The 9,795-nt window shown below is 69.6% G+C and carries 11 protein-coding genes and 2 pseudogenes; 6 read left to right on the top strand and 7 right to left on the bottom strand.

Features of this window, described 5'->3' with window-relative positions; translation table 11 throughout:
• The 3 genes and pseudogenes from A5701_RS25595 to A5701_RS25585 form a co-directional block, all read right to left on the bottom strand.
• Positions 1–883 (bottom strand): annotated as a pseudogene (locus tag A5701_RS25595) (hypothetical protein); the annotation flags it as partial.
• A gap of 154 nt (positions 884–1,037) precedes the next feature.
• Positions 1,038–2,960: an Hsp70 family protein gene (locus tag A5701_RS25590; RefSeq protein ID WP_067760820.1), complete on the bottom strand. Its 1,923-nt coding sequence runs from the start codon at positions 2,958–2,960 to the stop codon at positions 1,038–1,040.
• 157 nt (positions 2,961–3,117) lie between these two features.
• A complete protein-coding gene (locus A5701_RS25585) occupies positions 3,118–4,341 on the bottom strand; it encodes a hypothetical protein (protein ID WP_067760818.1) in 1,224 nt (407 codons plus the stop codon).
• A 38-nt stretch (positions 4,342–4,379) separates the two neighbouring features.
• Between A5701_RS25585 and A5701_RS25580 the strand changes: the two genes are divergently transcribed.
• Entirely contained in the window at positions 4,380–5,024 is a 645-nt protein-coding gene (locus tag A5701_RS25580; RefSeq protein ID WP_067760817.1) for a TetR/AcrR family transcriptional regulator, read from the top strand.
• Positions 5,025–5,129: 105 nt separating this feature from the next.
• On the top strand, positions 5,130–5,609 hold the full coding sequence (locus A5701_RS25575; RefSeq protein WP_197499070.1) for a nuclear transport factor 2 family protein: 480 nt from the start codon (positions 5,130–5,132) through the stop codon (positions 5,607–5,609).
• Positions 5,610–5,615: 6 nt separating this feature from the next.
• Here the strand turns inward: A5701_RS25575 and A5701_RS25570 are convergent, their stop codons facing one another.
• Positions 5,616–6,212: a L,D-transpeptidase gene (locus tag A5701_RS25570; RefSeq protein WP_231969088.1), complete on the bottom strand. Its 597-nt coding sequence runs from the start codon at positions 6,210–6,212 to the stop codon at positions 5,616–5,618.
• Between A5701_RS25570 and A5701_RS29110 the strand changes: the two genes are divergently transcribed.
• Positions 6,127–6,312: a hypothetical protein gene (locus A5701_RS29110; RefSeq protein WP_231969090.1), complete on the top strand. Its 186-nt coding sequence runs from the start codon at positions 6,127–6,129 to the stop codon at positions 6,310–6,312. The two genes, A5701_RS25570 and A5701_RS29110, sit on opposite strands and share 86 nt — an antisense overlap.
• Before the next feature lie 19 nt (positions 6,313–6,331).
• On the opposite strand, the gene A5701_RS25565 is transcribed toward A5701_RS29110, so the two are convergent.
• Positions 6,332–7,009 carry a phosphatase PAP2 family protein gene (locus tag A5701_RS25565; RefSeq protein ID WP_067760811.1) on the bottom strand — a complete coding sequence of 226 codons (678 nt, stop codon included), beginning with the start codon at positions 7,007–7,009 and terminating at the stop codon, positions 6,332–6,334.
• Positions 7,010–7,090: 81 nt separating this feature from the next.
• Here A5701_RS25565 and A5701_RS25560 point away from each other — a divergent pair, with 81 nt between their 5' ends.
• On the top strand, positions 7,091–7,573 hold the full coding sequence (locus tag A5701_RS25560; protein ID WP_067760809.1) for a hypothetical protein: 483 nt from the start codon (positions 7,091–7,093) through the stop codon (positions 7,571–7,573).
• On the opposite strand, the gene A5701_RS25555 is transcribed toward A5701_RS25560, so the two are convergent.
• Positions 7,557–7,841, bottom strand: coding sequence for a hypothetical protein (locus A5701_RS25555; RefSeq protein WP_067760807.1), 285 nt, complete (start codon positions 7,839–7,841; stop codon positions 7,557–7,559). The genes A5701_RS25560 and A5701_RS25555 overlap by 17 nt on opposite strands.
• A gap of 73 nt (positions 7,842–7,914) precedes the next feature.
• Here A5701_RS25555 and bluB point away from each other — a divergent pair, with 73 nt between their 5' ends.
• Both bluB and A5701_RS27795 read left to right on the top strand, forming a co-directional pair.
• Complete coding sequence (bluB, locus tag A5701_RS25550; protein ID WP_067760805.1) at positions 7,915–8,592, top strand: 5,6-dimethylbenzimidazole synthase; 678 nt, start codon at positions 7,915–7,917, stop codon at positions 8,590–8,592.
• A gap of 36 nt (positions 8,593–8,628) precedes the next feature.
• Positions 8,629–9,435, top strand: a pseudogene (locus tag A5701_RS27795) (sulfatase-like hydrolase/transferase); the annotation flags it as partial.
• Here A5701_RS27795 and A5701_RS25545 read toward each other — a convergent pair.
• Complete coding sequence (locus A5701_RS25545) at positions 9,404–9,757, bottom strand: hypothetical protein (RefSeq protein ID WP_369807451.1); 354 nt, start codon at positions 9,755–9,757, stop codon at positions 9,404–9,406. The pseudogene A5701_RS27795 and the gene A5701_RS25545 sit on opposite strands and share 32 nt — an antisense overlap.
• Between the last annotated feature and the right edge of the window lie 38 nt (positions 9,758–9,795).

The raw sequence follows: 9,795 nt of genomic DNA, 5'->3' as shown, positions 1-9,795 counted from the left end.
CCACCCCGGCGGTGATGGCGGCGATGCCGGCCAGTGCGCTCCCGGCGAGGAACATGGGCCGTCGCCGGCGCGGGACGACCACGTCGTCGTCGGGCACGGCGCTGTAGGCCAGAGCCTCGGCGTCGGCGTTGCCCCAGACGTCGAGGTACGTCGGGCCGAGCGGTCGCGGGCTCACCTCTCCGGTGCCGGGGTCGAGCGCGTACGCCAGCGCCGCCGTGGACGAGGCGAACAGCGGCGCGTTCGCCGAGGCCAGCGCGGCCCCGCGGGCCAGCGCCAGCTCCGGCTCCTCGGGCGCCGACAGCTCGAGCGGGGTCGCCGCCTCGAGCGCGGGCTTGACGGGCACGATGCCCACGCCGCAGCCGATCAGGAACACGCCGTCCGCGTGAGCACCCCGCGCGCCCAGACCGGCGACCATCGTCGCCAACTCGGCGGCGAGCGGCTCCTTTCCGGCGTTGGCCAGCTGCTTGCGGTGCAGGTCGACGATCGACCCGTCGGCGACGTCGACGACGGCCAGCGTCGCGGTCTCGGCCTCCACGTACAGCATCGCGATGTGCGCGTAGTCGAGCGCGGACCCGACCGTCTGGGCCAGCGCGGCCGCGGCCAGCAACGGGGAAACCAGCATCACGTTGCCCATGCCGTGTTGGGTCATCGCTTCCCGTAGCGCGCCGACGTCCGCTCGGTCCGTCCAGGTCACGCCCGTCGACACCAGCTGGTGGCCGCCCGCCTCCGCACCTTCGCGGGTGCCGCCGATCGCCGCAATGACCTCGTCGACCGCGCCACCGAACTCGTCCTGTTCGACGGTGACACCGTCGGCGTTCTGGCCCTCGATGACCACCAGGCGGACCGTCCCGGGAGCCATCGAGACCCCAAGCACGATGTCCACTTCACGCCTCCGCAGTCCGCTGATTTGCGCTGATTTTTTTCCGAGGTCCCTCGATGAGGGCACCGCCGGATAGACCCGCCCGACCGGGTGACACCACGCTACCCGCGCGGAAACGGGTGCGCTCGTCGAGCGCGCTCAGCAGGAACGACGCGGGTTAGTAGCCCGGGCCCAGGAAGGGATTCTGGGAGTTGCCCGGGTACTGCTGGTACTGCGGGTACTGCGGATACGGCGTGTACTGCGGGGCCGGCGCCTGGGGGGCCTGGGTCTGCGGGACCTGAACCGGAATCGGCACCGGCAGCAGCGGCACGTGGATCCACTCGGTGGTCATCGGCACCGTCGTGGTGGTGGTCGTGGTCGTGGTCGGTGGGGGCGGTGTCTCGGTGGTGGTCGAGGGCGGCGGCGGGGCCGTCGTCATGGCGGTCGTGGTGGGCGCCTGGGTCGGCGGCGCGGTGTGCCGCGGGGTGTAGACGGGGGGCGCCTGCGTGGTGATGACCACCGGCGGCGGCGCAGACGGCGGCGGCGACGGCGGCGGTTCGGGCGGCGGCGGCGCGGGACTGGGCACCGGCGCGGCACTGGGCGGGAGCGGCACGGCCGTCGGCGGCGGCGGCGCGACGGTGCGCGGGACCAGCGGGCTGGCCGGCGCCGGCCGGGGTGCGACGCTGGGCGCCGGCGGCGCCTGGCGGTGTTCGATCCCGGTCAGCGTGTAGGCCACGCCACCGATCGCCGTCATCGCCACCAGGGCCGACATGCCGATGATCAACTGTGACAACCGCAGGCGGCGCCACGGCCGCTCCGCGGGCGGGTCGATGACGTTCAGCCGCATCGACCAGCCGGACGGCCCGTCCTCGTCATAGGTTTCGCCGCCGAACCGCACCCGCAGGTCGCCGGGGTACTCGGTCTGCGACCAGGCCAGCTCACGATCCGTCAGCGCCTCGTCGTCGATCACCAGCACGTCGCCGGCCCCGAGGTCGACGACGTCGCCGGTGGCGTGGGCGGAGGCCAGCAGGCTCATCGAGGTCCTGGTGCGCAGGCTCAGCTCCTCGCCGCGGGCCGCCAGCAGCAGCGCTCCGCAGGCCGCCGCGAGGGCGGGCTGCGACGGAGTCAGGATCGGCGTGCGCCCGTGGATCGAAAGCCGTTCGGCGACAAGCGGAATCTGCGCACCGCCGCCGACCGTTACCACCGCCGCCAGGTCGCCCCAGTTCTTGCGGTAGCGCACCAGCATGTCGTCCAGGGCGTAGATGAAGCCGGTCAGCCGGTCCGCCATCAGGTCTTCGAGATCGTCGCGCTTCAGCGTGAAGCTGCAGCTGCGTTCGCCGAGCACGGCGGCGATCTCGGTCACGACGTCGGTGGACAGCCGTTCCTTGGCCAGCCGGCACTGTTCGCGCAATTCGCCGAGCTGCCCGACGGCCGCCGTGCTGGCCGGATCAATGCCGCTGCCGCGACCCAGCTCCTCGAAGACCCGCAGCAGCAGCTCCTGATCGATCTCGTCACCCGACAGGGCCGCGTAACGCATTGTGGCGCTGACCAATTCGAAATCACCGGCGACGTTCACCAACGTGGCCGAGGTTCCGCCGCCACCGAAGTCGAGCAGCCCCACCACGCCGTCGTCGGGCAGCCCGAGTTCGGCCTTCACCGCGGTCAGCGACGCGATGGCGTCCGAAACCAGCCGGGGCGCCATGCCGCTGCGAACGAATCCCAGATGAGTCCGCAGCCCGTCGCGCAATGCCTGCACCGTAACGGGTTTCCAGTACGCCGGGACTGCGATGGAGATCTCCGCGCAGGACGCGTCCGCGCCGACGGCGCGCACCATCGCGTCCAGGGCCTCCACCGTGAGCAGCTCCGGGTCGTGGGCGGACCCGTCGGCCGACACCAGCGCCACCGAATCACCGATGCGCTCCACGAAGCCCTTCATCATCACGCCGGGCTCGAATGGATACGAATTCTCTTCGGGCGCACCGACTTTCGACGCGCAGTGCGGATAAAGGGTCAGCACCGAGCGCCGGGTAACCGGTGGGCTTTCATTACGCGCAGCGACCAGGTTGGTGGTCCCGATCGACAACCCAAGTGGGTCGTACATAGAGCGAAAACCTTCGTCTATAGGGGTCGGTGGCCAGCGTTAACCATAGCCGCGGACACGCCCAAAACCGATGGCTTGCAACGTCATCGGTACCCGGTCGATGCCGCCTCGTCACCGAAGCGGTACCGGCGGCCCCTTGACAAATCGACGCTCGTGCTTACACCACGGTCAGCGGCAGCGATCGCCTCGGCTCGAACTGGAATGTCGCTCCGCCGCTGACCTTCGTTACCGACACCTCGGGCAGTTCGGCCGCCGCCGTGTCGGTTTCGACCAGTTCCGCGGTCCAGTCGGTGCCGGTGCCGCTGACCCGGACCTCGACGTGCGGGTCGACGGCGGTGGCGATCGCCTGGAGCGGCTGAACGGAACCCGGGGAACACAGCGCGATCCAGGCGGCATCGTCGTGGGCCGGTGAGCGGTGCACGACCAGCCGGTCCGCCGTTTCCGCGCGGACATAGCCCGCGGGGTTCAGCAATGGGTGCAGTTCGAGGACCTCGAGCACCCCCGCGATGCCGCCGGGGAGTCCCAGCGCGCGGCGTATGCGCTCGGCGGCCACGCCCGCGATGCCGGTGAGCCCCTGGGTGCACACCGACACGGCCTGCGCGTCATCGGCGGCGCGGGCGCGCACCGCGATGGCGAACGACAGGTAGAGCAGGTGCATCTGCAGACAGACCTCGTCGGCCATCCGGACCAGCGCCGAATGGGAGAAGCCGGCGAAGTCGAAGTCGGACAGCAGCGGACCGGAGTAGTCCGCGTTGCCCTCGTCGGAGCGGTCGATCGGATCGAGTTCCCATGTGGCGGCCCGGGTTTGGCGAACGATGTCCAACGCGGGAATGCTCTTGGCCTCGGGGTAGGACTCGTCGATGATGACCGTCCACGCGCAATGCGGATGGCGATCGGCCGGCGTCCGCGGGGGCCGGTGGATGGGGCGCACCTGGGCGCGCGGGTTGGTCGCCACCGCGGTGGCGTCGAACGTCGGGTCCTCGATGGTGTGGCACATCCCGAAGACGTAGCGCTCCCCCATCGGCTCCACGTCGAGCAGCGCCCCGCAATGGTCGAGGTGGAATTCGCCGTGCCAGCGGTCGTGCACGGTGTAGCGGAAGTCCATGAATTGCGGTGGGGCGCCGATGTCGAGCTGGAGCCCCTTGAAGATCGTCGGCACGTCGTTGCCCTCGAAGTTGAGCGCACGCTGCATGCGCCGGGTGTAGACGGGGCTGGCGCCGGCCCACTCCTCGATCGCGATCTGCACCATCTCGTCGCGGCCGAACGCGCTGATGCACCAGGCCATGCCCGAGCGGTCGATCAGCTGCCCGATCAGGAGCAGTTCGGGAACCAGGACGGCCAGCTGCTCGCGCGTCAACCGCGCGTACCGGGATCGGCTCACGGCCCAAAAATAGACTCGACTATGTTATAAAGTCAACGATGTCCATCGCCGCAGGTCAGGTAGCCGCGGGCTCGATCGGCCCCACCCGGCGCACCAGCGCGCCGCGCAAGCGCGGCGACGACACCCGCGCGCGCATCATCGACGAGACGGTCCGCTGCATCGTCGAGGAGGGCTTCCCGGCCGCCACCGCCAAGCACGTGGCCGAACGCGCGGGCGTGACGTGGGGGGTCATCCAGTACCACTTCGGCGATCGCAACGGCCTGCTGATGGCCGTCGTGGACGACGGGGTGGACCGGCTGATCGACAGCCTGTCGTCGGCCGACGTCGGCGCGCTGCCGCTGCGCGAGCGCATCGAGGTGGTCGTCGACACGGCGTGGGGCTGCTACAGCAGCCCGACTTCGATGGCGGCGCTCGAGATCCTGCGGGCGACGCGCGGCGGGCCCGGCGAGTCCCCGCGGAGGCACCTGCTGGAGATGAACGACGCGATCGGTCAGCTGGGTCGGCTGATCACCGCGGATCCGGCGAATGCCGGTGTGGCCGAGGTGATCTGGGCGACGCTGCGCGGTGTGGTGCTGGCGCAGATGGTCACCGGGACTGCGATCGACTGGAGCCTGGAGCGACGGGCTCTGATCGACATGGTGACCCGCTACCTGTCCGACACGCAGGGCTGCCGCGACACTTAAACCACGCACACGACACGCCGCGCATGGTGACCGTGGTCTATGTCTCGGCGACGGCTCTTCGATGCGAGCGCGGGCGGCGGGTGACCCGTGTGCTGCAATGACCTGATGACCCCTCAAGATCTCGCCGACATCGAAGCCATCAAGCAGGTCAAGTACCGGTACCTGCGCGCGCTGGACACCAAGCACTGGGACGACTTCGCCGACACACTCGCCGAGGACATCAAGGCCGACTACGGACCGTCGATCGGCAACGAGTTGCACTTCACCAACCGCGACGACCTGGTCGAGTACATGCGTACGTCGCTGCCCGCCAACGTCATCACCGAGCACCGGGTGACCCATCCGGACATCGTCGTCGACGGCGACACGGCAACGGGCAGTTGGTATCTGCAGGACCGCGTGATCGTCGCCGACTTGAACTTCATGCTGATCGGTGCCGCCTTCTACCGCGACACCTACCGGCGCACCGACGCCGGCTGGAAGATCTGCGGGACCGGATACGACCGAACCTACGACGCCACAATGTCGTTGGAGGGCATGAACTTCACGCTCAAACCCGGTCGCGCGGTGGCCACCGACGCCTGACGCGCGCTACTTGGTGATGGCGATGACCGCGCCGGGCCGCAGCCATTTCATGATCGACACCAGCTGAGCATCGTCGACCGCCACGCAGCCCTCGGTGGGCTTGCCGTCGGTGGTGTGGAAGAAGAACGCCGCACCGCCGCCGGGGGTCTTGTTCTTGTTGACGCCCATCACGACCGCGTGCTTGTACTGCGGGATCTGCAGGTTCTCGCTTTCGGCGGTGTTGAACGGGCACTGCGCCTTCTGGCACACCTGCATGGAGTTGAAAGTGGGGCTGTGGTCGTCGCCGCTCCACCAGTGGTTGGGCCCCACCTGCGTGTAAGGGAGCCCGGTGCCGGGATTGGGCGCGGTGCCGAACGCGGAGTCCAGCGTGTAGACCCCCATCGGGGTGGCCGGCACCCCGCTCTTGGCCTGCGGAGCCATGCCCGCCGAACCGACGTGGGTGGGAATCCCGCTCCGCAGCGCCTGCCAGCCGGCGGCCGTGCGCTGATAGATGTCCATCGTCGCGTTGGATCCGCCGGTGCTCATCACCGAAACCACCTGCGTGGCATCGCCGACGGCGTTCGCGAACCAGGGGGCGCCGGCCGCGCCGCTGATCGGCGCCATTGCCAGCGCCACGAAAAACGCGCACGCCGAAGCGAACAGCGAAGCGAGCAGTCGGCGCATGACCTCAATCGTCGAACCCGTGCAGCGCAAGGTCAAGTAAAGCTTCAGACCCGGTTAGGTCACCGCGCCGTGACCAAATCGCCCGCGTCGCACGGTTTTCGGGAGAGCGCCGCGCGCGGGGGACGAATCACCGTGACGCACAACAGGAAATACAGATAACCCAGCGCCCAGCCGGCCAGCACGTCGGACGGGTAATGCACGTTCAGCGCCACCCGCGAGACGCCTGCCGCCAACACGCTCAGGGCGACCATCGCGGCCGCGACGGTGCGCATCAGCCGGTTCATCGTCGGCAACACCAACGACAACCCCGCGAGCAGCGCGGCCGTCACCTCCAGTGCGTGCCCGGACGGAAACGACGTCTCGGCCGCGGGCACCAGCATGGTCGACGGCCGCGGCCGGTCCACCAGCGCCTTGGCCGCGACCGTCACGAGCCCGCTGAGCGGCGCGCAGGCCAGCAGCAACAACCCCGCCCGCACCCGGCGCGCCACCAGGGCGCCGGTCGCCGCCACCGCGCCGAGCACGCGCAACGGGACCGGGCCCAGCGCGAACGAGACGTCCGCCCAGAATCGCACCCACAAGGGGTGTTTGACGGCGCCGTCGCGCGCGGCGTTCAGCAGCGACCAATCCAGGCGCTGCTGCCAGTGCCAGTGCTGCGAGTAGCCCGCCCACATCAGCGCGTAGACGGCCGCCGCGACCAGGGCGACGCACAGGGCCGGCATGGTCCGCGCTCGGGTCATATCCCACGGATACCAGCCGGGCTCCGCGCAGCGTCCGGCGGCCCGACCACGCTGTCGCCCGGCCCGCGCCATACTGGCGTCATGGCCGTATTTGTCCGCAGGTTGCTCGGCATCGGCAAGCTGCCCGACGACGTCTACGCGCAGCTCGAGGCGGAAGGCGTGCGCTACCTCGCCGACTTCGTGGCGGTGACCCGGCGCTTCAAGGGCGCCATCCCGGGCGTGCGATTGCCGCACAGTGTCGCCAGCTACACGGGCTCGCTGGCGTTCACCTCCGAGCGGGTGCTGGCCACGCTGTCCATGCTGCCGCGGCTGGCCGGCCCGACCGTCGACGTTCGCTGGGACGCGCCGCAGACCGGCGCGGCGCGGGTCGAGATCTCGTCGACGGGCCTGCAGGTCGACGTCGACGTCGCGAAGGTCGACCCGAAGTTCAGCGGCGAGTTGTCGCTGCACTACAAGGCGGCCATTCCGGACGAGGTGCTCAGCGGCCTGCCGCGCCGGTCCCTGGCCTTCGACATGCCGCCCGAGTACGTGTTCCGTGCGGTCGGCGTTACCTATAGTCCGTGATCGTCATCCGCGGCCAGGGCGGCTGGCGCAGCACCGCCAGGCTGCCGATCACCGCCGCCAGCAGGCCGGTGATCACCCCGATCAGCGCGATGCGGTTCCCGTCCACGGCGGGCTTCCAGGAGGCTTCGCCGTTGTGGACGACGAAGACGCCGAGCGGTTTGAGCACGGGGATGACGGTGGTGCCGTCCGGTGTCTGATAGGGCTCGCCGTACACGCGACCCGCGGCCCCGTCGGTGGGCGGCCGGTCGAGTAGGTCAAAGGGCTTCACGGAACACTCCTTTCCTGGGTGTTCACCCGGTGCGTGTCGCGGACACGGTTCACGCTAACGCGGATTTCCTACGATGACTCCCGTGAGCGAGCAGGCCTTCAGCCCGCAGGAGCGCCGGGCCGTCTATCGGGTGATCTCGGAACGGCGCGACATGCGGAAGTTCTCACCCGGCGCGGCGGTGGACGAGGCCGTGCTGGCGCGCCTGCTGCAGGCGGCCCACGCGGCGCCCAGCGTCGGCCTGATGCAGCCCTGGCGCTTCGTCCGGATCACCGACGACTCGCTGCGGCGGCGCATTCACGCACTCGTCGACGAGGAGCGCCCGCTCACCGCCGCGGCCCTGGGCGAGCGGGCCGAGGAGTTTCTCGCGCTGAAAGTCGAAGGCATCCTCGAGTGCGCCGAGCTGCTCGTGGTGGCCCTGTGCGACGACCGGGACAAGCATGTGTTCGGCCGCCGGACACTGCCGCAGATGGACCTCGCGTCGGTCTCGTGCGCGATCCAGAATCTGTGGCTGGCCGCGCGCTCCGAAGGCCTTGGCATGGGTTGGGTTTCGCTGTTCGATCCGCAGCGGTTGGCGTCGTTGCTCGACATGCCCCCGGGGGCGGAGCCGGTGGCCATCCTGTGCCTGGGCCCGGTGCCGGAATTCCCCGATCGGCCGGCGTTGGAACTCGACGGCTGGGCTGTCGCCCGGCCACTGTCGGAGTTCGTCTGCGAGAACCGCTGGAGTCGGATCCCTGCGCCTTCGCCCGACTAGCTGCGGTATCGTCGCCGGTCGCGGGCGAGTTGAGAGGTGACGCAATTGGCGCCGGGCGAAGAAGCCGACCGGAAAGACAACGTCTTGATCGTGCACTGGCACGATCTGGGCCGCTACCTAGGCGTCTACGGGCACCCGGACGTCGACAGCCCCCGCCTGGACCGCCTTGCCGCCGAGGGCATCCGGTTCACCAGGGCGCATGCCACGGCGCCGCTGTGCTCGCCGTCGCGCGGGTCGCTGTTCACCGGCCGCTACCCGCAGAGCAACGGCCTGATCGGGCTGGCGCATCACGGCTGGGAATACCGAAGCGGCGTGCGCACCCTGCCCCAGATACTGACCGATGCGGGTTGGTACTCAGCGCTTTTCGGCATGCAGCACGAGACCTCCTACCCCCAGCGACTGGGCTTCGACGAGTTCGACGTCTCGAACTCCTACTGCGAATACGTGGTGGACCGGGCCTCCGACTGGCTGCGAGACGGCACCGAAGACCTCGCGGGCCAACCGTTCCTATTGACCGCCGGGTTCTTCGAGACGCATCGGCCCTATCCCCGGGACCGTTACGAGCCGGCGGACAGCGCCGGGGTCGACCCGCCCGACTACCTACCCGACACCCCCGAGGTGCGCGACGACCTGGCCAGCTTCTACGGGTCGATCACGACGGCCGATGCCGCCGTCGGCCGCCTGCTGGACACGCTGGCCGAGTCGGGACTCGATGACAGCACCTGGGTGGTGTTCTTCACCGACCACGGCCCAGCGTTTCCCCGCGCCAAGTCCACGCTCTATGACGCGGGAACCGGCATCGGCATGATCATCAGGCCCCCGACCGGCCGGGCGCTGCCCCCGACGGGCTCTCCTCGATATCCAACGGCAGGTCGAGCAGCGGCCGCGGGGCGTAATTCTCGATGTAGCTGTATTCCTTGGTGCGAATCGCGCGGATGGGATCGAACGAGTCGTGATAGGTCTTCGTCGTGTATACGTGGTCCCGGACCGGCACGGTGTGCGGGTCGGGCGCGAGGAGGGCGCGGGCGTGCGATACGCCCTCGACGTCGGCCGGAACGTCCACGCCCAGCAGGCCCAGCAGCGTCGGCAGCAGGTCAACGCCGCTGAACAGCTCGTCGTAGACCCGCGGGGGCAGCGCCCGGCCGGTCGGGGGCCTGATGATCATGCCGATGCCGGTTCCCGCGTCATAGAGCGTGGACTTGG

The sequence above is a fragment of the Mycobacterium sp. E3305 genome, from assembly GCF_001666785.1.
Lineage (GTDB): Bacteria > Actinomycetota > Actinomycetes > Mycobacteriales > Mycobacteriaceae > Mycobacterium.
The sequence above is the reverse complement of the archived record's forward strand: the minus strand, read 5'-3'. Positions and strand labels throughout refer to the sequence as shown.

What these genes read in the sequence shown, in the direction of transcription:
- A5701_RS25570 (WP_231969088.1), bottom strand. Translation starts at nt 6,212, where the DNA reads ATGGCGCCGATCAGCGGCGCGGCCGGCGCCCCCTGGTTCGCGAACGCC.
- bluB (WP_067760805.1), top strand. Translation starts at nt 7,915, where the DNA reads ATGACTCCCGTGAGCGAGCAGGCCTTCAGCCCGCAGGAGCGCCGGGCC.
- A5701_RS25590 (WP_067760820.1), bottom strand. Translation starts at nt 2,960, where the DNA reads ATGTACGACCCACTTGGGTTGTCGATCGGGACCACCAACCTGGTCGCT.
- A5701_RS25565 (WP_067760811.1), bottom strand. Translation starts at nt 7,009, where the DNA reads ATGACCCGAGCGCGGACCATGCCGGCCCTGTGCGTCGCCCTGGTCGCG.
- A5701_RS25545 (WP_369807451.1), bottom strand. Translation starts at nt 9,757, where the DNA reads ATGATCATCAGGCCCCCGACCGGCCGGGCGCTGCCCCCGCGGGTCTAC.
- A5701_RS25575 (WP_197499070.1), top strand. Translation starts at nt 5,130, where the DNA reads ATGACCCCTCAAGATCTCGCCGACATCGAAGCCATCAAGCAGGTCAAG.
- A5701_RS25560 (WP_067760809.1), top strand. Translation starts at nt 7,091, where the DNA reads ATGGCCGTATTTGTCCGCAGGTTGCTCGGCATCGGCAAGCTGCCCGAC.
- A5701_RS25580 (WP_067760817.1), top strand. Translation starts at nt 4,380, where the DNA reads ATGTCCATCGCCGCAGGTCAGGTAGCCGCGGGCTCGATCGGCCCCACC.